Genomic DNA, 23,828 nt, shown 5'->3' with positions numbered 1-23,828 from the left:
ACAATGGAGTTGGCCGGACACGACAGCACGGGGGGCGGACAGCGTCATGGGCAAGCTGGTGGAGTTCACCACGGACGACGGTGTGGTCGTCGTCGTGGAGACGGCGGATCCGGCGACCGGCACCCGGCTCGTCTCGCGCGGCGAGAATCCCGCCGCCCAGGCCACCCGTACCTTCGAGGGCGCGCTGGACTCGGTCCGCGCGGCGGCCCACTCCGCCCTCAGCGTCTTCCGGGACGGCGCCCTGCGCCCCGACTCCGTCGAGCTGGAGTTCGGCGTGAAGCTGAGCGCGGAGGCCGGCGCGATCATCGCCAAGGGGGCGGCGGAGGGGCAACTGGTGGTGCGGCTGGGGTGGAACTCGGCGGACTCGGCGGACTCGGGAGACCCGGCGCATTCGGGAGACTCGGCGTATTCGGCGGACTCGGCGGACAGCGGCGCTGCGGAACCCGTCCCGGGACCGGGACCCTCCCCCCGCTCATGAGGGGCCCCACCTGGCACGCGCGGATCGAGTGCGGGGGGATGGTGCTCGGCGCCGGCTTTCTGGTGACCCCCAGCACTGTGCTGACCTGCGCGCATGTCGTGCGGGACGGTGACGCCGGGATCACCGTGTCCTTCCCCGGGCGGCCCGCCCTCCCCGGGGTGACCGCGAGCGTGGCCGTGCACGGCGGCTGGGCAGGCGGGGTCACCGACCCCGGCGACCTCGCCGTGCTGCGGCTGGCCCACCCGGTCCCGCTGTGCCCCGCCGACTTCGCCCCGCCCGGCACCGAACAGGGGCTGCCCGCACCGCCGTTGGTGGCGTACGGTTTCCCGGACGGCTTTCCCGAGGGCCAGCTCGCCGAGTACCGTGCCGTCTCCGCGACCCGCATCGCCGACCAGTGGCTGCAACTGGAGGCCGTCACCGGGCACGGTCAGCCGCTGGCCCCGGGCTTCAGCGGGGCGGCGCTGGCGCTGAAGGACGGCCGGGTCGTCGGCATGGTCACCCAGATCGCGGGCGAGGAGGGCGTCCGGGTCGCCCGGATGCTGCCCACCGAGGTGCTGGCCCGCTACTGGCCCGGCCTGCGGGACCGGGTCCCGGCCCGCGTGGAGTACCAGCACCTGGCGCGGCGGCTGCACGGGCTGGTGCGGCGGGCGGAGGCGGCCGGACTGGCCCCGGCACCGGAGCAGTTGTTCGTGGACGCCGTCGGCGACTTCGGGCCGGAGGTGCCGCCCAGCGGGTTCCCCTCGCTGCGGGAGGCGGCCGCCTATGTGCAGTGGGAGGTGGACGAACCGGCAGAGGCGCTGGCGCGGTTCGCCGACCGGCTCTCGCACCTGCTGGACGGCCCCGCCGGCACGCCCGCCGTACCGGACGCCGACGCCCCCACCGCCGACGCCACCGCCACCGCCACTGACTGGGCGCCGATCCTGGTCGAGATCGACCGCAGCGGCGTCGGAGCCGACCAGGTCACGGTCTCCGTTTCGGCATACCGCGAGGGCCGGCGCCGGCCGGTGGCCAGGGTCCGGCTGGACCGGGCCGAGATGCGGGAGTACATCCAGGCGGGCATCGAGGAGGCGTACGACCAGCTCGCCTTCGGCGCCGAGGAGTTGCTGGCCTTCGTGCTGCCCGAGGATCTGCTGAACCTGCCCGTGGCGCAGTGGCCGTGCCGGGTGGACGACTCCACGCCGCTGGGGTGCGCCGCCCCCGTGGTGGTCACCGGCCGTTCCCGGCTCCACGGGAGGCTGCGCCACCACCTCGGCAAGCAGTGGCGGAAGCTGGCGCGGGACCCGTTCGCGCCCCTGCACCGCGTCGGCTGCGGCACCCTGGAGGAACCCGCCGGGCTGCGCCGGCGCCTGCGGGAGAAGGACGCGGGCCTCGCCGGATTCGGGGCCCCGCCGGACGCCGTTCCCGAGCACTTCAAGGTGAGCCTGAACATGCCCGTCCCGGTCCTGCTGTGGCCGCGCTCCGGCTGCGCCGACTCCGCCGGGCACACCGAGCCCTGTGCCGGCACCGCCTTCCTCGACGCCGTGTCCCCGCACGTCGAGGGGGTCGCGGCGACCGAACTCCCGCACCGCATCAAGGAGCTGCGCGAGGAGGCGGAGGCGGCGGCGGAGCCGGAGCGGCACTGGGCGCATGACGTGCAGCTGCTGTGGGACGACCCCCGCTGCTTCCCCGAGCCGGCCGCCAGTCTGCACTCCCCCGTCGCCTGAGACCCGTAGAACCCACGGAAGAAGGACCGCGTCCCATGCCCCTGTGGCCCGTGTACACCGGCACGAAGGAGCCGCACGACGGCATCGACCTGCTGCCCGCGCCGCCGCCCTGGCGCGCCTTCGACGGCGGTCCCGCGCTGGACACGCCCGCCGACGACGCCGACACGGCGGCCACCTCCCCCGACCGCACGCACCGCGCCGCGACCTACCGCGCGACCCCGCAGACCGTCCAGCTGGTCAACGCCGCCCTCTATCTGCGCCGCCCCCTGCTGGTGACCGGGCCGCCCGGCACCGGCAAGTCCTCGCTGGCCTACGCGGTGGCCCGCGAGCTGCGGCTCGGTCCGGTCCTGCGCTGGAACATCACCAGCCGCAGCACCCTGCACGACGGCCTCTACCAGTACGACCCGCTGTCCCGTCTGTACGCGGCCCGGCAGGCCGCCGCCCGCACCGGGCCCGGCGACGCCCGCGCGCCCGAGTCCGGCATCGAGGACCATCTGCGCCTCGGCCCCCTCGGCACCGCGCTCCTCCCGTACGGCCGCCCGCGCGCCCTGCTCATCGACGAGATCGACAAGAGCGACCTGGACCTGCCCAACGACCTGCTGAACGTGCTGGAGGAGGGCCAGTACGAGATCCCCGAGCTGGTCCGCTCGACCGGCGGCGCCGCAGGGCGCGCGGAGGTCATGGTGGACGGCACGCACGACCGGGTCGCCGTCGAGCGCGGCCGGGTCCGCTGCCGGGCCTTTCCGTTCGTCGTACTGACCAGCAACGGCGAGCGGGAGTTCCCGCCCGCCTTCCTGCGCCGCTGCGTCACCCTGCGGCTGCGCCAGCCCGACGACGCCCAGCTCGCCGGCATCGTCCGCGCCCACTTCGACGGCGAGCCCGACGCGTACGCCGAGACCCTGATCGGCCGCTTCCTGTCCCGGGCGGGCGGCGGCGACCTGGCCACGGACCAGCTTCTCAACGCGATCTACCTGGCCCGGTCCTCCGACCTGGCCGCCGAGTCGCTGGACGAGCTGGCCCAGCAGCTGATGCCGTACCTCGGTGAGGCCCGGCGCCCCGATGCCTTCTGACCACGCCGGTCCACCGGACCCGCTCGCCCGCCTCGCCGATGTGCTGGCCGCGGCGGGCGGCGGCGTGCGCCCCACCCCGCTGGAACTGGCGGAACTGCTGTGGCTGGCCCGCCGGATGGAGCCGGCGGCCGACGGTGACGCCACCCCCTCCGCCGCGCCCGAGCAACCCCCGCGGACCTTCCCGGAGACCGCCCCACAGGGCCCCCCGGTCCCGCCCCTCCCGCCCCCGGACCCCACCCCGCCCGTGGACCCGCCCGCCGCACCGGCCGACCCCGTCCCGCTGCACCTCCCCGATCCGGGCGCGCGGACCGGCCCGTACGCCTCGCTCCTCGCGCCCGCACCCCCGATGCTGCGGCACCCGCTGGGCCTCCAGCGCGCCCTTCGCCCCCTCAAACGGCACACCGACGCCCCCACCGGTCACCGGCTGGACGAGGAGGCGACGGCCGACCGCATCGCCCGCCTCGGCGCCGCCCCCGAGTGGTGGCTGCCGGTGCTGGGCCCCGCCCGCGAACGCTGGCTACGGCTGAACCTGGTGCACGACACGGGGCCGACCATGCCGGTCTGGCGCCCCCTGGTCCGCGAACTGCACACCGCGCTCGCCCAGTCGGGCGTGTTCCGCACGATCACCCTGGCCGCCGCGGGTGCCGACGGCACCGCCCCCGGGGTGCCCGCCCCCGCCGACGGCCGCACGGTCACGCTGGTCGTCAGCGACTGCATGGGAGCGCAGTGGCGGCCGGGCGAGGCGGGCACCCGCTGGCAGCGGACGCTGCGCCACTGGGCATCCCGGATGCCCGTGGCCGTCGTACAGCCGCTGCCCGAGCACCTGTGGCGGGACACGGCCCTGCCGGCCGAGCCGGGCCTGCTGACCGCCCCGTTCCGGGCAGCGCCCTCGGCCACGCTGGCGTTCACTCCGTACGAGGGCGATCCGGTCGTCCCCTACGCCGGCCCCTGCCTCGACCGGCACGCCGTCCCGCTGCCGGTCCTGGAGCCGGGGCCGGACTGGCTGGCGAACTGGGCGAAGCTCCTGGCCTCGCCGGGCGGGGTCGCCCTCCCGGGCTCGGCGGCCCTCCTCGGGCGCCGTCCCGACCCGGCGACCCGGACCGACCTGGCCCGGCTGTCCCCGGAGGACCTGGTCCTGCGCTTCCGCGCGACCTCCTCCCGGGCGGCCTTCCGGCTGGCCGGCCATCTCGCCCTCGGCCGTCCCCACCTGCCGGTGATGCGCCTGGTGCAACGGGCGGTCGAACCCGATCCGCGCCCGCAGCACCTGGCCGAGGTGATCCTCAGCGGTCTGCTGACCACGGCCTCGGGCCCGCCGGGCTCGTACACGTTCCGGCCCGGCGTCCAGGACCTGCTCTTGCGCGGCCTGCCCCGCTCGGCCCGGGCCCGGACCAGCCAACTGCTGGCCCGGATGGGCGAGTTCATCGAAGAACGGGCCGGAACCACGCCGGGCGAGTTCCAGGCCGTGACCCCGAGTGCGGCCGGCGCCGGCGGCACGGGCACGGCGGACGGCGCCCCGTTCGCGACGGTACGGCCGGAGAGCGTGCGGCGGCTGACCGGTAGGACGGAGGTGCCTCGGGCGCTGGGCGGCCGTTACCGGGTGATCCGGCCGCTGACGCCGACCGGGACGGTGTGGCTGGCCAAGGACCGCAAGGGGGACCGGACGGTGGCGGTACGGCTGCACGCGGCCGTCGGCGACCCCGCCCGGCGGGCGCGCTTCCTGTGGGCGGCCGAGCGCCTGAAGGCACTGCACCATCCGAACATCGTCACCGTCCACGACTTCGGGATCGAGGACGACGTGCCGTACGTGGTGATGGAGTACCTGGACGGCATTCCGCTGAACGCCTTGGCCGCGCCCGGGTATCAGCTGCCGCTACCGCTGACGGTGTCGGTCGGCCGACAACTGGCGGTGGCGCTCCGGGCGGTGCACGAGGCGGGCCTCAGCCATGGCGGCCTCGGCATGTCCCGCATCGTGCTCCTGCCCGACGGCACCGCCAAGCTGACCCTCTTCGCCCTCGGCCGCGCCGGAAGCGGCACCAGTGGTGCGGCGGAGGATCTGCGGGCCCTGTGCGAGGTGATGCTGCATCTGACCGCGGGCACCGCGCGGCTGCGGCAGCCCTTCGGGCCCGAGCAACTCCGCAACCTGCCGTCCCGGTCGCGGCGGCGGCACTACGCGTCGGCCCTCACCCTGCTGATGTCGTCCTCGCGCGGAGCACAGGAGGAAGGCAGACGGCAACTGGTCGACGGGGCGGTGCGGCGGACCCCGGCCTCGGAGGAGTACGCACCACGGCGCTATCGCGCCCTCGGCCCGCTGACCGTCGAACGCGAGGGGCGGGCAGGGCAGTTGGGCGGCCTCGACCGGGCGATGCTGGCGATGCTGCTGCTGCGGAACGGCCGCGTGGTGAGCCGCGCCGACCTGCGGGCCGGACTCTGGGACCCCGGCGAGCTGCCCCGCGGCGCGGACGCCGCCCTCGGCCGCACCGCCGCCCGGCTGACCACCGCCCTCGGTCCCGGCGCCCTGGCCACCCTCCCCGACGGATACGCCCTGCACACCAGCGCCGACCTGGTGGACCTGACGGACTGCACGGCGCTGGAGCTGGCGGCCACGACCCTGATGGGTCTCGACTCCCGCCCGGACGTCCACGACGACCTCGGCTCCCTCCCCGAGGCCCGCGACCTCCTGGACCAGGCCCTCTCCCTCTGGCGCGGTGAGGAGCCCCTCGCCGACGTCCCCGGCCCCGCCGCCCGCGCCGCCCGCACCCGGCTGCTGCGGCTGCGGCACGCCCTGTATGTCAGGCGGGCCGAACTCGACCTGGAGCTGGGCGAGTACGACCGAGCGGCCACGGATCTCACCGGCCTGCTGCGCGCGCACCCCTCCCGCGAGGACTACCGCCGGCTCCTGCTGGTCGCCCTCCGGAACCTGGGCCGTACCGACGAGGCGCTGGAGGTCTTCCAGGAGTACGAGTGGTCCGGCGGCGACAACCCCGAGCTGCTGGCCCTGGGCCACGAACTGCGCGGTGACTACGTCTACGGCGAAGACACGGATGAAGACGCGGGCGAGGACGCGGGCTGGCAGCACCAGGCCCGGTACACCCCGTACCCGAACCGCCCGGAGGAGGGCGTCTTCCCCACGGAGGACGACCTGCCCTCGCTCCTGTACGGCGACGACCCGCCGGAGGCGGACACGGAGCCGCTGCCGCGGGACGAGGTGCCGGAGGGCTTCCGTGTCGCCGTCCTGTTCCAGTGCGGCCAGGCGGCCCCCGATCCCGACGACCGGGCCCTGCTGGGCAGAGCGGTCTCCAGAATGCTGGTGGCCGGGGGACTCGACCCCGCCGACTACGAGCTGTGGGAACGGCCGGACGGCTACTCCCTGCTGCTGCGCGTGGGAGTGTCGGAACTCCCCCTTCTCGCCGTCACCTTGCGGGAGTTCGGGGACCGGGTCACCGAGACGGGAGGCCGGCGCTGGCGAGTGACGTTCGTCCACGCCCCGGGCGGTGACGGTGAGGACTGGCGCCCCGGGGCGGGCTGGGTCGACCGGGTCCGCGACGAGGGCGCGCAGGGCCTCGTCGCCGTCTCCGACGCGCTCAGGCGGGAACTGGTCGACAGCGGCTACCAGAGCTCTGCGCTGAGCATGATCACCGCCACGTCCCCCGACGACGGCTGGTACCTCCGCGCGCCCGTCCCGCCCACCGAGAGCGTCTATCCGGTCCAGGGCCCCTTCCGGCTGCCCGCCCGGGTTCCGCTGCCTCCGCCCACAGGCAGCACCAGAAGCGTCGTGTACACCGCTTACGGTCCAGGGCTCACCATCCAGCGGCCCGCCACCCCCACGTACTACTACGAGGTGGACCTCACAGAACGGCGCCTGGAGGTGGAGGAGCCCGGCCCCACCGTCGGCGGGAGCCCGACGTTCCGGGTGGCAGGCGGGGCGAGCTGGCGGATCACCGACCCGATCGCCGCCGTACGGCCCGGCAAGGGAGCACTTGCCACCGCCGTCCTCACCGGGCACCTCCGCGAGTGCCTGAACGACGTCTGCACCTCCTACCCGCCCACGCACACCCGCCAGGCCGAGTCCGAGCTGCACGCCCGGCTGGCCCACCTGCCTCTTCCCGGACACACCGTCCAGTGGTCCGTCCGCCTCACTCCGGCCCACGCCCCGGGCCTGTCACCGCAGCTGACGCGGCCCGAGCGCGCGCTCGCCCATACCCTGCGCGCCGCCGACGCCGTACTCCTGGGATTCGACGGCACGCTGACCCGTCTCGCCGTGGACGCCGCCCATCTCGTCCACCGGTACGAACCCGCGGCGGCCGGTGACTGCGAGGACCCGCTGGAGCTGCTGCGCGGCCCGGCGCGGCACCTGGTGGACCCGCGGCTGGCTCAGGAACTGACGGACCTGGAAGTGGCCGCGGCGCAGACTTCGGAGCCGGTCCGGTACGCCGACCTGCTGCTGCGCACCCTCGCCGGACAGGGCATGCCGTTGGCCGTGGTCACCGACCGGTCGACCGGTGCCGCGGCGGCATACCTCCGGCGGCGCCGTCTGCTGGACTGCCTGTCCGGCGGTGTGCACGCGCGGGACACGCTCGGCACTCCTGTGATCCCCGACCCCCGGACCCTCCTCAGTGTCCTGCGGCAGCTCGGCGTCGACCGCCGCGCGGGCCTGCTGATCGGTTCGCTGGACGTCGAGCGGGACGCGGCCCGGGAGGCCGGCATCCCGTTCCTCCAGGTCCAGCCCGCCAGTCTCCTCCCTCTGCTCCGCGCCGCGCGCACCCTCTGACCGGGGCACGCCCGGGAACCGCCCGTTCAGCGGCACCCCGCCCGGCCCCCTCCAGAAGGCGCCCGTCCCCGGGCCCCGCGCAGGATGCCAGTGAAGGCCCGTCGTTCCGGCGGCGCCGCTCGGTCTGCGCACGCACTCGGGAGGATCCGCCGTGACCGTCAGTCTGGAGCAGTTGCGCCGCTGCCACTTCGGTGTCGACCTGGGCGCGGCCCGCACCCGGGTGTATGTGAAGGGCGCAGGTCTCGTCGTCGACCAGCCCTCGGTCGCGGCGGTGAACACCCGTACCGGGGCGCTGATCGCGGTGGGCGAGTTCGCGCAGAGGATGACGGGGCGGACGCCGCACTACATCAGGGTGGTGCGGCCGGTGTCCGGCGGCACGGTCGTCGACATCGATATGGCCCAGCGGATGCTGCGGCACCTGCTGGGCGACAAGATGCGCCGGGCGCTGCGCCGCAAGCCGCGGCTGCGGGCGGCCGCCTGCACGCCGCACGACGCGGATCCGCTGGCCCAGCGGGCGGCGGTGGAGACGCTGGTGGGGCTCGGGGCGCGGCGGGTGGAGCTGGTGGACACGCTGATCGCGGCGGCGGTGGGGTGCGGGCTGCCGGTGGAGCGGCCCGAGGCCACCATGATCATGGTGTGCGGGGCGGCCGCGACGCAGGTCGCGGTGCTGTCGCTGGGTTCGATCGTGACGGCCGACCGGATTCCGGTGGGCGGGGAGGCGGTCGATCACGCGATCGTGCAACACCTGCGGCACGCGCACGCGTTGACGCTGCCGAGCCAGTCGGTACGGCCGCTGCACGTGGCACTGTCCGGGAACGGGCTGACCCCGCAGGGGCCGGTCTCGACGGAGATCCACGGCCGGGACGTCGCCACGGGGCTGCCCCGCAGCGTGCGGGTGGACACCGCCGCCGTGCGCAACGCCATCCAGACGCCGCTGACGTCCATCCTGGACGGGATCGGCAAGGTGCTGCGGGACTGCCCGCCCGACCTGGTGGCCGATCTCGCCGACCGGGGGATCATGATGGTCGGCGGCTCCGCGCTGCTGCCGGGCCTGGACCACATGCTGCGCGAGGCGACGGGTATCCCGGTGCACATCGCGGAGCGGCCCGAACTGTGCGCCGTGGAGGGGCTGGGGGCCATGCTGGACGGCAGGATCGAACCGCTGACGCTGAATCCGCTGGCGGCCGAGCGGCCGGGGTCGCGCTGGGGGTCTCAGCGGGGTTCGAGGTAGCAGCGGACGGTGGTGCCGGCCGGTGTGCTGTGCACGCGGACCAGGTCGGCCAGCAGGTTGACCATGAGCAGTCCGCGTCCGCCGCGTATGCCGTGGCGGGCGGGGCGGCGGCCGGCCAGCGGGTCGGTCAGGCGGCCCCGGTCGGAGACCTCGCACAGGACGTGGCCGGTCTCGGCCCAGAGCCGCAGGCGGCCGGTGCCGCCGCCGTGGATCACGCTGTTGGTGGTGAGTTCGGCGGTGATGAGGGCGAGGTCGTCCAGGCGTACGCCGGTCAGGCCGAGCCGGGAGCCCTGGACGGTGGTGAGCTGCCGGACGCTGGAGAGGGACTCCTCGGCGAAGCTGACGGAGAGCACGCCGGGCCCGAACGCCGGGCCGGGCGGCAGGGGCTGGTTGTAGCGGGCAACGACGTGCTCGGGGTCGTACGCCGTGCTGGCCCGCTTCCCGCCGACGCCCGCCGGGATGACGACGGGGTGGGTGGCGTGGGCGTCGGCGAGCACGTCCTCGGTCAGGCGCGACGTGTCGTACGGGCACAGGATGGTGACCTCGCGGCCCCGGAACGCGGCGTTGATCAGGGCCTCGTGCTGGACGCAGGCCGGGTACTCGGCGGCGCTGCGGCCCGCCCAGATCGGTTCGCCGATGATGCGGACGCGGCGGCCGGGCGGCTGGGCGTCGGCGAAGGCACGCAGCACGCCGGGGATGATCCGGCCGGGGTTGCGGCCGGCCTCCCGCATGTCGAGGAGCCGTACGGCGTCGGCGTCGGCGCCCAGTTCGTCCCGGATAGCCCGCAGGTTCTCGCCGGGCACGGCGACGGCGACGGGTTCGCCGGCCGCGAGTCCGTCCCGGATGAAGGGGACGGTACCGGCGAGGTACTGCGCGGTGCCGGCGTAGAAGAGCGCGGGGTGGTCGAAGGGGTCGGCGGGGTGCACGGGGTCGAAGGGGCCGGCCGGTGCGGTCATGGGGCGGCCACCTCGATCCCCGGCACGCCGGGCCACAGCAGGTGCAGGGTGCGGCGCAGGACCGGCGGGGGCCGGTCCAGCACGATCCGGCGGCCGGTGCCGAGCCGTCCGGCGGCGTCCGCGAGCACGCCGACGCCCGCGACGTCGACGAACGTCAGCGCGGAAAGCTCCAAGTAGTACACGTCCTCGCCCTCGGAGACGGCCTGTTTCATGACGCGTTCCCAGATCCGGCGCGTGCGCAGGCTCACCTCGCCGGCCGCCCGGACCCCGGTCCGCCCGGTCAGCGGGTGGACCTCGAGCCGCGCCGGCAGCGGCACCCCGGGCACCGGTACGGCGTCGGCCGCCAGGGGCCGCACCGGCTCGGGGACACTCATGCCATCACCGCGCCGCACTGGATCACGCTCCTCAGTATGCTCCTCCGTTTCCCCGGCTGGTTCACCTTGCCCGGAAGGCAACCCGTCATTCCTCCGGGTGTACTCCGGGGACCGCCGGGCAGGCGAACGCCGAGCCCCGCCGCACGCGGGCGCGCGGTGCGGGTGCCCGCATGCGACGACGACCGGGGGGAAGGGCGGCCCGGTGGGGAAGCACGAGGACCGACAGGGCGGAGAGATGTTCGCAGCGGCTGACGCACCGCGTACCGGCCGGCCGGCCGCGCCGGTCATCGAGGGCCGGACGGAGGACGGCCGGGCCCGTCTCACGGTGTGCGGGGAACTCGTCCTCGGCTGTGCGGGCACCCTGGCCGCGACGCTGGACGCGCTGCCGGCGGGGGTCTGCCGGGTGGAACTGGATGTGGCCGGTGTGTCGTTCATGGACACGACGGGCCTGGAGTTCCTGGACGTGCTGGAGGCGTACGGCCGCCGGTACGGCGTTCCGGTGGCCGCGACCGGCTGGCGGGGGCAGCCGCGCAGGGTGCTGGAGCTGGTGGGCCGCGACACGGCCGGCCCTCCGGCCCCGGAGCCGCCCGGCTCGTCCGTGGTCTCCCCTTCCGCCTCGGCAGTGGCCCTGGCCCGCTCGGAGACGGTTTCCGCGTCGGCGGTGGCCCTGGAACGCTCGGAGACGGTACGGCTGCTGCGGCTGGAGATAGAGCAGTTGCGTCAGGCGATCGACTCGCGGCCGGTGATCGACCAGGCGCGCGGCATCCTGATGGCGGCCCACGCCTGCACCCCGGAGCAGGCCTGGGACATCCTGCGGGAGGCCTCGCAGCTGTCCAACACCAAACTGCGCGAGGTCGCGGCCGCGGTCACCGCGAGCACCACACCGGACGGCCCGCCCCCGCCGGAGGACCTGCGCACTGCCCTCCGAGCGGCGGCGAACCACCGACTGGCCTGAGGCTGCGTCAGGCCGGGACGCCCGGCGCCGGGGTGGTGGCGGGTTCGACGCGGATCACGATGGACTTCGAGGCGGGTGTGTTGCTGGTCTCGGCCGTGGAGTCGAGGGCGACGAGCACGTTCGTCTCGGGGAAGTAGCCGGCGGCGCAGCCGCGCGGCACCGGGTAGCGGACGGCGCGGAAGCCGGGGGCGCGGCGTTCGCCGTCGGCGTTGACGCTGACCAGGTCGACGAGGTCGCCGTCGTGCAGGTGGAGGTCGCGCAGGTCGTCCCGGTTGAGGAAGACGACGCGGCGCCCGCCCTTGATGCCGCGGTAGCGGTCGTCGAGGCCGTAGACGGTGGTGTTGAACTGGTCGTGGGACCGTACGGTCGTCAGCAGCAGGTGGCCCGGCGGGGCCTCGGCGGCGGTCGGCGGGTTGACGGTGAAGCGGGCCTTGCCGGTCGCGGTGGGGAAGGTGCGGGAGTCGCGTGGCGCCCGGGGCAGCATGAAGCCGCCGGGTTGGCGTACCCGCTGTTCGTAGGCGTGGAAGCCGGGGACGACGTGCTCGATGTGGCGGCGGATCACGGCGTAGTCGTCGCGCATGGCCTGCCAGCCGAGGCCGTCGCCGAAGAGCGCGTGCCCGAGGTCGGCGATGATCGCGATCTCGCTGCGCAGGTGGGGTGTGCCGGGGCGGAGCCGGCCGTGCGAGGCGTGCACCATGGCCATGGTGTCCTCGACGGTGACGAACTGCTCGCCGCCGGCCTGGATGTCGCGTTCGGTCCGGCCGAGGCAGGGCAGCAGCAGCGACTCGGTGCCGGGGCAGACGTGGGACCGGTTGAGTTTGGTCGCTATGTGGACGGTGAGGCCGCAGCGCGCCAGGGCGGCCTCGGTGACGTCGGTGTCGGGTGTGGCCTGGGCGAAGTTGCCGCCGAGGCCGACGAACACGTCGACGGCGCCGTCGCGCATGGCCCGGATGGCGTCGACGGTGTCCACGCCGGGTTCGCGGGGCGGTTCGAAGCCGAACTCGTCGCGGAGCCGGTCGAGGAACGCGTCCGGCATCTTCTCCCAGATGCCCATGGTGCGGTCGCCCTGGACGTTGCTGTGCCCGCGGATGGGGGCGGGTCCGGCGCCGGGACGGCCGATGTTGCCGCGCAGCAGCAGGAAGTCGACGATCTCCCGGATGGTGGGCACGGCGTTGCGGTGCTGGGTGAGTCCCATCGCCCAGCAGACGATGACGCTGCCGGCGGCGAGCACGTCGTCGGCGCAGGCTTCGATCAGCCGGCGGGACAGGCCGCTCATGGCCTCGATCCGGGACCAGTCGAGCTTCCGCCAGGCCGCGGCGGCGGCGTCGAAGCCGTCGCAGTGGCGGTCGATGAAGTCGTGGTCGAGGACGGTGCCGGGACGGGCGTCCTCCCGGTCGAGGACGACGCGGTTGAGGCCCGCGAAGAGGGCGAGGTCGCCGTTGACGCGGACGGGGAGGTAGCGGTCGGCGAGCAGGGTCCCCGGTCCCGCCAAGCCGCGTACGGTCTGCGGGTTGTGGTACCGGCCGAACCCGGCCTCGGGCAGCGGGTTGGCGGCGATGATCCGGGCGCCGCGCCGCTTGGCGTCCTCCAGCGCGGTGAGCATGCGGGGGTGGCAGGTGCCTGGGTTCTGGCCGACGATGACGATCAGGTCGGCGTGTTCGGTGATGTCCTCGTAGGAGATGACGCCCTTGCCCAGTCCGATGGTCTCGGCGAGGGCGGCACCGCTGGACTCGTGACACATGTTGGAGCAGTCGGGCAGGTTGTTGGTGCCGAGCCTGCGGGCCAGGAGCTGGTAGAGGAAGGCCGCTTCGTTGCTGGTGCGGCCGCTGGTGTAGAAGACGGCACGGTCGGGGTCGGTCAGCCCGCGCAGCCGGCCGGCGGTGCGGGTGAGCGCCTCCTCCCAGGTGATGGGCGTGTAGTGGGTGGCGCCGGGGGCGAGGTGCATCGGCTGGGACAGCCGGCCCTGGGCCTCCAGCCAGTGGCCGTCGCGGGTGCGCAGCTCGGCGAGGGAGTGCTCGGCGAAGAAGGCCGCGTCGACGCGTTTGCGGGTGGCCTCCCAGGCGACGGCCTTGACGCCGTTCTCGCAGAACTCGGCGGTCTTGCGGTGTTCGGGGCGGGGGTCGCCCCAGGCGCAACTGGGGCAGTCGAAACCGTCCGCGTGGTTCAGTGTGCTCAGGGTGCGCAGGGTTCTCCCTGGCCCCATCTCGGCGAGGGAATACCGGGCGGATTCGGTGATGCCGTGCATTCCGACGCTGGACTTCAGCGGGCCGGACGAGGTCGGTTCCTCCTCCGGGCCGGCCGCGCCGGTCGGGTCGGTTGTTCGGTCAGCCATGATTGCCTACAGGACCCAGTGGTATCCGAGGGAGAAGTTCACCGCGGCCGCGTACGCGAGGTACATCAGCCAGCAGCCGGTCACCAGGTGGAAGAAGCCCAGGGCGCGTTCGCCCAGTTTCAGTCCGACGGCGGCGAAGAAGTCGCTGAAGTAGATCGCGAACAGTCCGAGGAACAGCAGGCCGACGGGCCAGTCGGCGACCTTGAAGAACACCGTGGCACCCATGGCGGAGATCACCATGTAGGCCACGCACATCCCGGCGTTGGGGCGGGGATCGTTGCCCCGGTAGCGGTTCCAGCCGATGGCGAACCAGTGGATGCCATACGCGGAGAACGCCAGCGCGGCCATGTAGAGCGGCGGCTCCTTGGCGAACACCTGGAACCAGGTCAGCCCGACGAACAGGATTACGCCGGTGACCAGTTGGCACAGGCCCGGCATCCAGATTCCCCAGACGCCGATCGCCCGGTCCACCGCCTCGTTCCTCTTGGGGTAGCCGAACAATTCGTGGGGGCCGTAGATCAGGTATCCGGTACCCAGACCGAAGAACCCGAGTGCCAGCGGCGGGAATGCCGAGGCGGCGAATGTCACGTCCATATTCGTCCTCCTTCGAGGAGAACTGACACTCTTGATTAATTCTGCGCCCTTTTAGGCCACCACTTTTATGTGACCTGAGTCACATTTCGAGACTCATTTAAGGGAGCCGTGCGGTGTCGGTAGGACCACCCCCGATCCGGTGTCCAGGCCCAGCGACGGGCGGCCGCGCGAGGAGCAGCATGCGAGGTGACCGCATCTCACCACCACTTGGGGGACACCCATGAACGAGATCACCGCCCGGCGGCTGACCGGCCTCGCCGGGATCGCCACCGCCGCCGCCCTCATCGTCGAGGTGCCGCTGTACTTCCTCTACGACGGCCCGCCGCCGGACGTTAACGTGCTGGCCCGGCTGCTGATCGGGATCGTCGGACTGGCGTTCCTGGTCGTGTTCGTGACGGCCTTCCGGGAACTGGTCCGGTGCGTGAACCCGGCGTACGAGTGGGCCGGTTCGCTGGCCCACTCCACCGGGCTGGTCTACGCGACCGTCACCCTCGTCTCCAGCGGCCTGGAGGCCGGCGCGGTGATCGCCGCCGACCACCCGATAGACCCGACCATCACGGTCAGCGGCACCTACATCCTCTACGGCTCCATCTCCCGCCTCATGCTGGCCCTCTTCCTCACCGCGGTGGGCCTCACCGTCTCCCGCACCCGCCTGCTGCCCCGCTGGACCGGCCGCTCGGCGTACGTCCTGGCCGCGGTCAACCTGGCCTTCGTGCCGTCCCTGTTCTTCGGCAACACGCCCGCGCACTTCTACGCGGCGAACGGCTGGGGCACGACGGCCCTGATGGGCGCGATCCTCAGCTACTGGCTGCTGGCCCTCGGCATCAGCACCTACCGCAGCGCCGCCACCCACGGCACCCCGGCCGCCCGGCTCGCGCAGCCGCAGCTCTGAACTCCCGTGCCGGCGAGGGCCGTGGTGCCCGTCCCGCGAGGGGCGCACCACGGCCTGTCGCACGTCTCGCGTCCGTCGCCGACGCGCTTCACCCGTTCCGGGGCAGTTCCTTCAGCGGGACGGTCTCCTCCGGGACCGGGAGCACCGGCCGCGCCCGGGTCGAGAGGTCGACCCTCGGCGCGCTGCGGCACACCCGCGCGGCGACGGCTTCGGCGTCGCCGGCGGGAACGGACACCGCGAGCAGCGCGTAGTCCGCCGGGGGCCACACAACGACGCACACCACCGGCCTGCCCGGCCGCACCGCCACGAAGTCCCGTCCGCCGTGGTGACCGCGCACCCCGAGGCACAGCACCCCGGGCACCCAGACCCCGCGCCCGGCGGCTCCCCGCAGCGCCCGCCACCAGTCGGGCTCAACGATCACTCGGCTCACCCCGTCGAGCGGCACCCGGAGATCCCCGTGCCGAGCGAGCAGCCTCTCCCACCATGACAGCCGTACGACGAGGTCGTCGTCCCGGACGAGCATCCGTGCCATCGTTCAGCCCCACTTCCGAGCGCGGCCGTTTCCCGCCACGAAGGTTCCCGTCACGGGGGCTTCCGGGTACCCACGGACCCCGGGGCGCGAATCGGGGGTGAGGGCCTGCCATTCGGGTCGACCGACGCCTCGTCCGGCGTGTCGCTGCACGGGTCCCGATCGGGAAGGGCGCACAGTCGGCGCAGGTGAAATCGTTCCTGCATCACCATGTGATGGTGGGGCGGGTGGGACTCGAACCCACGGCCGACGGATTATGAGTCCGCTGCTCTAACCGGCTGAGCTACCGCCCCATAGCGGCGTGTCGCGTACATGTGTGCGCGCCGTCTGCCGCAGCATAGCCGCTCATACGATCTCCTGCTCCGGATGCCCGGCTTCTGCGCTGCTTCCTGACCTTGAGACTTCGCGGGCGGGCGCGGCGGTTCCCGCGGACATGAAAAAGGACCCCTGAGGGGCCCTCGTTCAGCGCGCTCCCCCGACTGGACTCGAACCAGTAACCTGCCGGTTAACAGCCGGCTGCTCTGCCAATTGAGCTACGGAGGACCGAAGCTCCCCCGACTGGACTCGAACCAGTAACCTGCCGGTTAACAGCCGGCTGCTCTGCCAATTGAGCTACGGAGGATCGCCTCGTTGCATCGAACGTACCTACCTGGGTATTCGCCAGGGGGCGGGCGCTCGCTGCGACACATACATTAGCGCAAGCAGGGGGGTGCTCCGCCAATCGGTTCTCCCCCGGCGCCGACGCCTGCACCGCAGACCCACACAACAGGGAAGGGTGGCCGCCATGCGCTACCGGCTCACGTTCCTCGCCGGACTGGCCCTCGGTTACGTACTCGGCACGAGGGCCGGCCGCGAGCGCTACGAGCAGCTCAAGAAATCGGCCCAGCGGATCGCCGAGAACCCCGCGGTCCGCAACACCGCCGAGACCGCCGCCCAGCAGGGCCGCCAGTACGCCGGCAAGGCCTTCCACACGGTCAGCGACAAGGTCGGCGACCGCGTCCCCGCCTCCGTCGCCGACCGCGTCCGCTCCCTGCGCGAACGCAACATCAACGGCACCCCGGACGACGACTGGGGCACGAGCAACACGTAGGGCGCCCCGAAGGGGCGCGGGGCCGTATCGATCTGCGGCTCCGCCTCGCCGCGCGACCAGCCACAACGCGCCCGCAGCCGCCGAACGCACAGTTGCCGCGCGGCGACAACGCGCCCCCGGCCGAAGCAGGCGCAGCGGTACGGCAAAATCCTCGGTATGGGGATAGTCGCCGGCTTGGACAGCTCACCCGATTTCACGCGCATCGTCGTCTGTGACGCGGACACGGGCGCCGTGCTGCGCCAGGGGTACGCCCCGCACCCGGTGGACACACCGGAGGGCGGCGGGCGCCCCAGCGACGTCGACCCGCAGGCCTGGCTGCTGTCCCTCGGCGAGGCCGCGGGCGGCGGTCTGCTCGAAGGCGTGCAGGCGATCGGCGTGTCGGCGCAGCCCAACGCCCTGGTCCCGCTGGACGCCCAGGGCGCCACGGTGCGCCCGGCCCTGGTCGGCGGTGACAAGCGCGCCCAGGTCGCGGCGGCCGATCTGATCGACTCCCTCGGCGGCCGGGAGGCCTGGGCGCAGGGCGTGGGCTGTGTCCCGCAGGCCGCGCAGCCCGTGACCAAGCTGCGCTGGCTCGCGAAGAGCGAACCGGAGAACGCACGCCGTACGGCCGTACTGCTGCAGGCCCACGACTGGCTGGTGTGGCAGCTGCTCGGCCGGCCGGTGCGGCGGACCACCGACCGGGGCGGGGCGTCCGGCACCGGGTACTGGTCGGCCGGCAGCGGCGCCTACCGGCCCGACCTCGTCGAGCTGGCGCTCGGTCACCAGGCCATGCTGCCCGAGGTGATCGGCCCGTCCGACGCGGCCGGTACGACCCCGGAGGGGCTGCTGATCTCCGCCGGCACCGGGGAGACCATGGCCGCCGCGTTCGGGCTGGGCATCGGGCTCGGGGACGCGGTCGTCTCGCTCGGCGCCTCCGGCTCCGTGATGGCCGTCCACCCCGAGGCCCTCGCCGACCAGTCCGGGATGATCACCTCCCTGGCCGACGCCACCGGCATGCACCTCCCGGTCGTCACCACCCTGAACGCGGTGCGCGCCCTGCGCGGCGCCGCCGAACTCCTCGGCCTGCCGGACCTGGAGAGCCTGTCCGAGCTGGCGATGAAGTCGACCCCGGGCGCCCACGGGCTCGTCCTGCTGCCCTACCTGGAGGGTGAGCGCACGCCCAGCCTGCCGCACACCGCGGGCACGCTCGCCGGGCTGCGGCGGGAGTCGATGAAGCCGGAGCACCTGGCGCGGGCCGCGTTCGAGGGGATGCTGTGCGGGCTCGCCGACGCGCTGGACGTGCTGCGCGGCCGGGGCGTGGACGTACGGCGGATCTTCCTGCTGGGCCAGGCCGCCGAGCTGCCCGCGGTGCAGGCCGCGGCGCCGGCGCTGTTCGGCGCGCAGGTCGTCGTACCGCAGCCCGCCGACTACGCGGCGATCGGTGCCGCGCGGCAGGCCGCCTGGGCGCTCGGCGTGTCGCAGGGCACCCTCGACCCGCGCACCCCGCCGGCCTGGCAGGGCGCGGCGGCGCAGATACTGGAGCCGGGCGACGAACTGCCCGTGGGCCAGGCGGTGCGCCAGCAGTACATGTCCGTACGGGAGCAGACCCACCCCGGGGCGTTCCGGGTGTAGGCGACGGGGCGGCCCGCGGCCGGGCGACGGGGGCGGCCCACGCGCGTCGCGCCGTTAGCTCGCGGCACGCGTTGCGCCCGTAGCTCAATGGCCCGCCTCTTGGGTTAATCGGTTGAGGTAACGCGGGTGGAGTGTCCGACGATAGGTGCCAGGGGCACACCGACCGGCCCCCGCCGACCGACTCCGAGAGACGCAGCGTGCTCATACGACTTCTACGGACCTATCTGAGGCCCTACCGGAAACCCATCGCCCTGCTGGTGCTGCTGCAGTTCCTGCAGACCTGCGCCACCCTCTACCTGCCCACGCTGAACGCCCACATCATCGACAACGGTGTCGTCAAGGGCGACACGGACTACATCCTGTCCTTCGGTGCCCTGATGATCGGCATCTCGCTGGTGCAGGTCGTGTGCAACATGGGCGCCGTCTACTTCGGCGCCCGTACCGCCGCCGCGCTGGGCCGGGACGTCCGCGCCGCCGTCTTCGACCAGGTGCAGTCGTTCTCCGCGCGTGAGGTGGGTCACTTCGGCGCTCCCTCCCTCATCACCCGGACCACCAACGACGTCACGCAGGTCCAGATGCTGGCCCTGATGACGTTCACGCTGATGGTGTCGGCGCCCATCATGTGCGTCGGCGGCATCGTGATGGCGCTCGGTCTGGACGTGCCGCTGTCGGGCGTCCTCGTCGCGGTCGTGCCCGTCCTCGGCATCTGCGTCACGCTGATCGTGCGCCGGCTGCGGCCACTGTTCCGGGCCATGCAGGTCCGCCTCGACACGGTGAACCGGGTGCTGCGCGAGCAGATCAGCGGCAACCGGGTGATCCGCGCGTTCGTCCGCGACACCTACGAGCAGGAGCGGTTCGGGAAGGCCAACGCCGACCTGACCGACATGCAGCTGGCCACCGGCCGGATGCTCGCGCTGATGTTCCCCATGGTCATGACCGTGGTGAACCTGTCGTCGATCGCGGTCGTGTGGTTCGGCGCGCACCGCATCAACAGCGGCGGGATGCAGATCGGCGACCTGACCGCGTTCCTCGCCTATCTGATGCAGATCGTGATGTCGGTGATGATGGCCACCTTCATGTTCATGATGGTGCCGCGCGCGGAAGTGTGCGCCGAGCGCATCCAGGAGGTCCTGACGACCGACTCCAGCGTGGTGCCGCCGTCGGCGCCGGTCACCGAGCTGCGCCGGCACGGGCACCTGGAGATCCGGGCCGCCGGGTTCCGCTACCCGGGTGCCGAGGAGCCGGTGCTGAAGTCCATCGACCTGGTGGCCCGGCCGGGCGAGACGACCGCGGTGATCGGCTCGACGGGCAGCGGCAAGTCGACGCTGCTCGGCCTGGTGCCGCGGCTCTTCGACGCCACCGAGGGCGAGGTCCTCGTGGACGGCGTCGAGGTGCGGGAGGTCGGACCGGAGCTGCTGGCGAAGACGGTCGGGCTGGTGCCGCAGAAGCCGTACCTGTTCGCGGGGACGGTCGCCACGAACCTGCGCTACGGCAACCCGGATGCCACCGACGAGGAGCTGTGGCACGCGCTGGAGGTGGCGCAGGCGAAGAACTTCGTCAGCGAGCTGGAGGGCGGGCTGAACGCGCCGATCGCGCAGGGCGGCACGAACGTCTCCGGTGGCCAGCGCCAGCGCCTCGCCATCGCGCGCACCCTGGTGCAGCGCCCGGAGATCTACCTCTTCGACGACTCCTTCTCCGCGTTGGACTACGCGACCGACGCGGCGCTGCGGGCGGCGCTCTCCGAGGAGACCGCCGAGGCGACCGTGGTGATCGTCGCCCAGCGGGTGGCGACCATCCGGGACGCCGACCGGATCGTCGTCCTGGACGAGGGCCGGGTGGTAGGCACGGGCCGGCACCAGGAGTTGATGGCGACCAACGAGACCTACCGGGAGATCGTTCTCTCCCAGCTCACGGAAGCGGAGGCTGCCTGATGGCCGGGCCCATGGGACGCATGATGGCCGGGGGCGGCCCCGACCAGCGCTCGATGGACTTCAAGGAGTCCGGCAAACGCCTCGTCGGCCAGTTCAAGCCCGAGCGCCTCGTCATCGGCTGTCTGCTGATGTGCGTGGTGGTCAGCGTCGGCCTGAGCGTGATCGGCCCGAAGATCCTCGGCAAAGCCACCGACCTGGTGTTCGGCGGGATCATCGGCCGGCAGATGCCCGCCGGGGCGACCAAGGAGCAGGTCCTCGACTCGATGCGCGCGCACGGCAAGGGCGCCGTCGCGGACATGCTGAAGAGCACCGACTTCACCCCCGGCAAGGGCATCGACTTCACCGCCGTCGGCAACGTGCTGCTGCTCGCGCTCGGCACCTTCCTGGTGGCCGGTCTGCTGATGGCGGTGGCGACGCGGCTGGTCACGCTGGCCGTGAACCGGACGATGTACCGGATGCGGGAGGCCGTCCAGACGAAACTGTCGCGGCTGCCGCTGTCGTACTTCGACCAGCGCCAGCGCGGCGAGGTGCTGTCCCGGGCGACCAACGACATCGACAACATCGGGCAGACGCTCCAGCAGTCGATGGGCCAGCTGATCAACGCGCTGCTGACCATCATCGGCGTGCTCGCCATGATGTTCTACGTCTCCTGGATCCTGGCGCTGGTCGCCCTGGTGACCGTGCCGCTGTCGTTCGTGGTGGCCACCCGGGTGGGAAAGCGTTCGCAGCCGCACTTCGTGCAGCAGTGGCGCTCCACCGGCAAGCTGAACGCGCACGTGGAGGAGATGTACACCGGGCACACCCTGGTGAAGGTGTTCGGCCGGCAGCACGAGTCGGCGAAGCAGTTCGCCGAGCAGAACGAGGCACTGTACGAGGCGTCGTTCAAGGCGCAGTTCAACAGCGGCGTCATGCAGCCGCTGATGATGTTCGTGTCGAACCTGAACTACGTGCTGGTGGCCGTGGTCGGCGGCCTGAGGGTCGCGTCCGGCTCGCTCTCCATCGGTGACGTGCAGGCCTTCATCCAGTACTCGCGGCAGTTCTCGATGCCGCTGACGCAGGTGGCGTCGATGGCGAACCTGGTGCAGTCGGGTGTCGCCTCGGCAGAGCGGATCTTCGAACTCCTGGACGCGGAGGAGCAGGAGGCGGATCCGGTGCCGGGCCTGCGGCCCGAGGAACTGCGCGGGCGGGTGGAACTGGAGCACGTGTCGTTCCGCTACGACCCGGAGAAGCCGCTCATCGAGGACCTGTCGCTGAAGGTGGAACCCGGCCACACGGTGGCGATCGTCGGCCCGACCGGCGCGGGTAAGACCACGCTGGTCAACCTGCTGATGCGGTTCTACGACGTCTCCGGCGGCCGGATCACCCTGGACGGCGTGGACATCCAGAAGATGTCCCGCGACGAACTGCGCTCCGGGATCGGCATGGTCCTCCAGGACACCTGGCTGTTCGGCGGCACCATCGCGGAGAACATCGCCTACGGCTCCTCGCGCGAGGTCACCCGCGGCGAGATCGAGGAGGCCGCGCGGGCCGCCCACGCCGACCGGTTCGTCCGCACCCTCCCCGAGGGCTACGACACCGTCATCGACGACGAGGGCGCGGGCGTCTCCGCCGGTGAGAAGCAGCTCATCACCATCGCTCGGGCGTTCCTGTCCGACCCGGTGATCCTGGTCCTCGACGAGGCGACGTCGTCCGTGGACACCCGCACCGAGGTGCTGATCCAGAAGGCGATGGCCAAGCTCGCGCACGGCCGCACGTCCTTCGTGATCGCCCACCGGCTCTCCACGATCCGGGACGCGGACACCATCCTGGTCATGGAGAACGGCTCCATCGTCGAACAGGGCGCCCACGCGGAGCTGCTGGCGTCCGACGGGGCGTACGCCCGCCTCTACAAGGCCCAGTTCGCGCAGGCGGTGGCGGAGGTGGACTGAGAGGCTGCCAACGCAGTTCCCCGAGCCCCGAAGGGGCTCGGGGCTGTAGCGATTTGCGGCTCCGCCGCGTGGGCGCGACCAGCCACGACGGCGCCGCAGCTCGGTCGGTCGGTCAGTCCAGGTACCCCCGCAGCTGGTCGGCGAACGTGTGGTCCCGCAGCTTGTTGAGGGTCTTGGACTCGATCTGCCGTATCCGCTCCCGCGTCACCCCGAAGATCCGCCCGATCTCCTCCAGCGTGCGCGGCCGCCCGTCCATCAGCCCGTACCGCAGCTGTACGACCTTCCGCTCCCGCTCGCCGAGCGTGGACAGCACCGCCTCCAGGTGCTGGCGCAGCAGCAGGAACGCGGCGGACTCGACGGGGCTCGTGGCGTCGCCGTCCTCGATGAGGTCACCGAGCGCGACGTCGTCCTCCTCACCGACCGGCGCGTGCAGCGACACCGGTTCCTGGGCCAGGCGCAGTACCTCGCCGACCCGCTCGGGCGCCAGGTCGAGGTGGGCGGCGACCTCGTCGGGCGTCGGCTCGTAGCCCCGCTCCTGCAGCATGCGCCGCTGGACGCGCACGACCCGGTTGATCAGCTCGACGACGTGCACGGGGACCCGGATGGTGCGGGCCTGGTCGGCGAGGGCGCGGGACATGGCCTGGCGGATCCACCAGGTGGCGTAGGTGGAGAACTTGTAGCCGCGGGCGTAGTCGAACTTCTCGACCGCGCGGATGAGTCCGAGGTTGCCCTCCTGCACGAGGTCGAGCATGGTGAGCCCGCGGCCGACGTACCGTTTCGCTACGGACACCACGAGCCGCAGGTTGGCCTCGATGAGCCGGCGCTTGGCCATCCGGCCCAGCACGACGAGCCGGTCCAGGTCCAGCGCCAACTGGCTGTCCAGATCGGGCGTGTTGAGGAGTTTCTCCTCGGCGAACAGCCCGGCTTCGACGCGGCGGGCGAGCTCGACCTCCTCGGCGGCGCTGAGCAGCGGGATGCGGCCGATCTCGCGCAGGTACTGGCGGAACAGGTCGGCGGAGGGGCCGCTGGTGTCGGCGCGGGCGGCGGCGGCCGGCGTCTCGACGGGCTCGGCGGCCTCCGCGGCCTCCTCCGGCTCCTCGGCCAGCGCCTCGGCGGGCGGTTCCGCCGGTTCGGCGGCCGCCTCCGGGTGGAGCGGGCCGCGGCTCTGCGGGGGCACGGCCACGAGAACGTCGCTCTCCGCGTCCGGTTCTTCGGCGGTGCCGGTGGCGCTGGTGGCGCTGGTGCTGCTGTCGGTCTGGGTGAGGGTCTGGGTCTGCACGGGGGCGACCTCCAGGATGATCGCTGCGGAGGTGTGCGGCAGCGGTACTTCGGCCGGAGCCCACGGCTCGCACTCCGCGGTCTCGGGCACCGCCCCCAGTGTGGGGT

The 23,828-nt window shown here is 72.9% G+C and carries 17 protein-coding genes and 3 tRNA genes; 11 read left to right on the top strand and 9 right to left on the bottom strand.

The features are described from left to right. Positions 1 to 46: 46 nt before the first annotated feature. The 5 genes from ABZ854_RS17820 (at position 47) to ABZ854_RS17800 (ending at position 9,250) form a co-directional block, all read left to right on the top strand. Entirely contained in the window at positions 47 to 478 is a 432-nt protein-coding gene (locus tag ABZ854_RS17820; RefSeq protein ID WP_361211252.1) for a CU044_2847 family protein, read from the top strand. Next, positions 475 to 2,181, top strand: a complete 1,707-nt coding sequence (locus tag ABZ854_RS17815; RefSeq protein ID WP_361211249.1) for a trypsin-like peptidase domain-containing protein — start codon at positions 475 to 477, stop codon at positions 2,179 to 2,181. Before ABZ854_RS17820 ends, ABZ854_RS17815 begins: the two co-directional genes overlap by 4 nt. Positions 2,182 to 2,216: 35 nt before the next feature. After that, the gene (locus tag ABZ854_RS17810) at positions 2,217 to 3,251 is read left to right on the top strand and encodes a MoxR family ATPase (RefSeq protein WP_361211246.1); all 1,035 of its coding nucleotides are present in this window, start codon (positions 2,217 to 2,219) and stop codon (positions 3,249 to 3,251) included. Continuing rightward, the gene (locus ABZ854_RS17805) at positions 3,241 to 8,019 is read left to right on the top strand and encodes an SAV_2336 N-terminal domain-related protein (RefSeq protein ID WP_361211243.1); all 4,779 of its coding nucleotides are present in this window, start codon (positions 3,241 to 3,243) and stop codon (positions 8,017 to 8,019) included. The genes ABZ854_RS17810 and ABZ854_RS17805 overlap by 11 nt, the downstream gene beginning before the upstream one ends. Before the next feature lie 151 nt (positions 8,020 to 8,170). Next, positions 8,171 to 9,250, top strand: coding sequence for a rod shape-determining protein (locus tag ABZ854_RS17800; protein ID WP_361211240.1), 1,080 nt, complete (start codon positions 8,171 to 8,173; stop codon positions 9,248 to 9,250). Here the strand turns inward: ABZ854_RS17800 and ABZ854_RS17795 are convergent. Together ABZ854_RS17795 and ABZ854_RS17790 are read right to left on the bottom strand one after the other, a co-directional pair. After that, positions 9,232 to 10,206, bottom strand: coding sequence for an anti-sigma factor RsbA family regulatory protein (locus ABZ854_RS17795; protein WP_361211237.1), 975 nt, complete (start codon positions 10,204 to 10,206; stop codon positions 9,232 to 9,234). The genes ABZ854_RS17800 and ABZ854_RS17795 overlap by 19 nt on opposite strands. Beyond that, entirely contained in the window at positions 10,203 to 10,580 is a 378-nt protein-coding gene (locus ABZ854_RS17790) for an STAS domain-containing protein (RefSeq protein ID WP_361211234.1), read from the bottom strand. The genes ABZ854_RS17795 and ABZ854_RS17790 overlap by 4 nt, the downstream gene beginning before the upstream one ends. A gap of 235 nt (positions 10,581 to 10,815) precedes the next feature. On the opposite strand from ABZ854_RS17790, the gene ABZ854_RS17785 reads away from it, so the two are divergent. Continuing rightward, positions 10,816 to 11,535, top strand: coding sequence for an ANTAR domain-containing protein (locus tag ABZ854_RS17785; protein ID WP_361211231.1), 720 nt, complete (start codon positions 10,816 to 10,818; stop codon positions 11,533 to 11,535). Between the two features lie 7 nt (positions 11,536 to 11,542). Here the strand turns inward: ABZ854_RS17785 and ABZ854_RS17780 are convergent, their stop codons facing one another. After that, on the bottom strand, positions 11,543 to 13,867 hold the full coding sequence (locus ABZ854_RS17780) for an FdhF/YdeP family oxidoreductase (RefSeq protein ID WP_361211228.1): 2,325 nt from the start codon (positions 13,865 to 13,867) through the stop codon (positions 11,543 to 11,545). 6 nt (positions 13,868 to 13,873) lie between these two features. Next, the gene (locus tag ABZ854_RS17775; RefSeq protein WP_129309318.1) at positions 13,874 to 14,461 is read right to left on the bottom strand and encodes a hypothetical protein; all 588 of its coding nucleotides are present in this window, start codon (positions 14,459 to 14,461) and stop codon (positions 13,874 to 13,876) included. A gap of 220 nt (positions 14,462 to 14,681) precedes the next feature. On the opposite strand from ABZ854_RS17775, the gene ABZ854_RS17770 reads away from it, so the two are divergent. After that, positions 14,682 to 15,353: a hypothetical protein gene (locus ABZ854_RS17770; RefSeq protein ID WP_361211225.1), complete on the top strand. Its 672-nt coding sequence runs from the start codon at positions 14,682 to 14,684 to the stop codon at positions 15,351 to 15,353. 88 nt (positions 15,354 to 15,441) lie between these two features. Here ABZ854_RS17770 and ABZ854_RS17765 read toward each other — a convergent pair whose 3' ends face one another. The 4 genes from ABZ854_RS17765 to ABZ854_RS17750 all read right to left on the bottom strand — a co-directional run bounded on the left by ABZ854_RS17765 (position 15,442) and on the right by ABZ854_RS17750 (position 16,504). Next, positions 15,442 to 15,876, bottom strand: a complete 435-nt coding sequence (locus ABZ854_RS17765) for a hypothetical protein (RefSeq protein ID WP_361211222.1) — start codon at positions 15,874 to 15,876, stop codon at positions 15,442 to 15,444. Positions 15,877 to 16,098: 222 nt separating this feature from the next. Continuing rightward, positions 16,099 to 16,175, bottom strand: a tRNA-Ile gene (locus ABZ854_RS17760). A gap of 177 nt (positions 16,176 to 16,352) precedes the next feature. Then, a tRNA-Asn gene (locus ABZ854_RS17755) sits at positions 16,353 to 16,425 on the bottom strand. A gap of 6 nt (positions 16,426 to 16,431) precedes the next feature. Further along, positions 16,432 to 16,504, bottom strand: a tRNA-Asn gene (locus ABZ854_RS17750). Between the two features lie 162 nt (positions 16,505 to 16,666). Between ABZ854_RS17750 and ABZ854_RS17745 the strand changes: the two genes are divergently transcribed. From ABZ854_RS17745 to ABZ854_RS17730, 4 genes are all read left to right on the top strand, one after another. After that, positions 16,667 to 16,972: a YtxH domain-containing protein gene (locus tag ABZ854_RS17745; RefSeq protein ID WP_361211219.1), complete on the top strand. Its 306-nt coding sequence runs from the start codon at positions 16,667 to 16,669 to the stop codon at positions 16,970 to 16,972. A gap of 156 nt (positions 16,973 to 17,128) precedes the next feature. Further along, positions 17,129 to 18,583 (top strand): FGGY family carbohydrate kinase, encoded by a 1,455-nt coding sequence (locus ABZ854_RS17740; RefSeq protein WP_361211216.1) that lies wholly within the window; start codon positions 17,129 to 17,131, stop codon positions 18,581 to 18,583. Between the two features lie 197 nt (positions 18,584 to 18,780). Then, a complete protein-coding gene (locus ABZ854_RS17735; RefSeq protein WP_361211213.1) occupies positions 18,781 to 20,514 on the top strand; it encodes an ABC transporter ATP-binding protein in 1,734 nt (577 codons plus the stop codon). Continuing rightward, the gene (locus tag ABZ854_RS17730) at positions 20,514 to 22,442 is read left to right on the top strand and encodes an ABC transporter ATP-binding protein (RefSeq protein ID WP_361211210.1); all 1,929 of its coding nucleotides are present in this window, start codon (positions 20,514 to 20,516) and stop codon (positions 22,440 to 22,442) included. Before ABZ854_RS17735 ends, ABZ854_RS17730 begins: the two co-directional genes overlap by 1 nt. A 112-nt stretch (positions 22,443 to 22,554) precedes the next feature. Here ABZ854_RS17730 and ABZ854_RS17725 read toward each other — a convergent pair whose 3' ends face one another. Then, positions 22,555 to 23,811 (bottom strand): RNA polymerase sigma factor, encoded by a 1,257-nt coding sequence (locus ABZ854_RS17725; protein WP_361211207.1) that lies wholly within the window; start codon positions 23,809 to 23,811, stop codon positions 22,555 to 22,557. Positions 23,812 to 23,828: the final 17 nt, after the last annotated feature.

The organism is Streptomyces sp. NPDC047028, assembly GCF_040644095.1.
Classification (GTDB): domain Bacteria; phylum Actinomycetota; class Actinomycetes; order Streptomycetales; family Streptomycetaceae; genus Streptomyces.
This window is presented reverse-complemented; position numbering and strand designations above follow the sequence as displayed.

Excerpts from the sequence above, each read along its gene's own strand:
- ABZ854_RS17820 (WP_361211252.1), top strand. The coding sequence starts at position 47 with ATGGGCAAGCTGGTGGAGTTCACCACGGACGACGGTGTGGTCGTCGTC.
- ABZ854_RS17815 (WP_361211249.1), top strand. The coding sequence starts at position 475 with ATGAGGGGCCCCACCTGGCACGCGCGGATCGAGTGCGGGGGGATGGTG.
- ABZ854_RS17810 (WP_361211246.1), top strand. The coding sequence starts at position 2,217 with ATGCCCCTGTGGCCCGTGTACACCGGCACGAAGGAGCCGCACGACGGC.
- ABZ854_RS17805 (WP_361211243.1), top strand. The coding sequence starts at position 3,241 with ATGCCTTCTGACCACGCCGGTCCACCGGACCCGCTCGCCCGCCTCGCC.
- ABZ854_RS17795 (WP_361211237.1), bottom strand. The coding sequence starts at position 10,206 with ATGACCGCACCGGCCGGCCCCTTCGACCCCGTGCACCCCGCCGACCCC.
- ABZ854_RS17790 (WP_361211234.1), bottom strand. The coding sequence starts at position 10,580 with ATGAGTGTCCCCGAGCCGGTGCGGCCCCTGGCGGCCGACGCCGTACCG.
- ABZ854_RS17785 (WP_361211231.1), top strand. The coding sequence starts at position 10,816 with ATGTTCGCAGCGGCTGACGCACCGCGTACCGGCCGGCCGGCCGCGCCG.
- ABZ854_RS17780 (WP_361211228.1), bottom strand. The coding sequence starts at position 13,867 with ATGGCTGACCGAACAACCGACCCGACCGGCGCGGCCGGCCCGGAGGAG.
- ABZ854_RS17775 (WP_129309318.1), bottom strand. The coding sequence starts at position 14,461 with ATGGACGTGACATTCGCCGCCTCGGCATTCCCGCCGCTGGCACTCGGG.
- ABZ854_RS17770 (WP_361211225.1), top strand. The coding sequence starts at position 14,682 with ATGAACGAGATCACCGCCCGGCGGCTGACCGGCCTCGCCGGGATCGCC.
- ABZ854_RS17765 (WP_361211222.1), bottom strand. The coding sequence starts at position 15,876 with ATGCTCGTCCGGGACGACGACCTCGTCGTACGGCTGTCATGGTGGGAG.
- ABZ854_RS17745 (WP_361211219.1), top strand. The coding sequence starts at position 16,667 with ATGCGCTACCGGCTCACGTTCCTCGCCGGACTGGCCCTCGGTTACGTA.
- ABZ854_RS17740 (WP_361211216.1), top strand. The coding sequence starts at position 17,129 with ATGGGGATAGTCGCCGGCTTGGACAGCTCACCCGATTTCACGCGCATC.
- ABZ854_RS17730 (WP_361211210.1), top strand. The coding sequence starts at position 20,514 with ATGGCCGGGCCCATGGGACGCATGATGGCCGGGGGCGGCCCCGACCAG.